Origin of the sequence: Kytococcus schroeteri (assembly GCF_002847825.1) — a bacterium.
Lineage (GTDB): Bacteria > Actinomycetota > Actinomycetes > Actinomycetales > Dermatophilaceae > Kytococcus > Kytococcus schroeteri.
This window is the reverse complement of sequence record NZ_PKIZ01000062.1, coordinates 1-429: the sequence shown is the minus strand read 5'-3', so window position 1 is coordinate 429 and position 429 is coordinate 1. Positions and strand designations below refer to the sequence as shown.

1 pseudogene is annotated in these 429 nt (G+C 72.0%); it reads left to right on the top strand.

Annotation, left to right across the window (positions count from 1 at the left end):
- Positions 1-301 (top strand): annotated as a pseudogene (locus CYJ76_RS12595) (hypothetical protein); the annotation flags it as partial.
- Positions 302-429: the final 128 nt, after the last annotated feature.

The following is a 429-nucleotide window of genomic DNA, read 5'->3' as shown; positions in this document are numbered from 1 at the left end:
CTGCATCGCCGTCCACGCCCCGGTGCAGCCGGACCTCACCCTCGACGGGCACCAGGTGCTCACCGGGGAGCTGCCCGACCGTGTTGAGGCATTCGTCACCACGGAGGTCCCTGCCCCGGGCGGCTCCGGTGATCCGGACGGGTCCGAGGCACGGCTCGCCGGCGGCCCCCTCCCGCAGCCTGCCGCGATCGCGCTGGCCGTGGTGGCGGAGGAATCAGGCGCGGACCCCTCCTGTGTGCGTCAGCACACGAGAGTCTCCGACGAGGGGTTCGTCCTCGAGTGGTGCGTCACGTTGCCGTGAGTCATGGACTCGTGGCGGTAAGGTCGACGTCCTCACCCACCGCTGTCTGACTCGGCCGCCTCGTGGACGGGCGGAGTGCCCTGCCGGTGGGGCGCCCTCGGCGCGGAATGAATCGCAGCAAGCCCCCC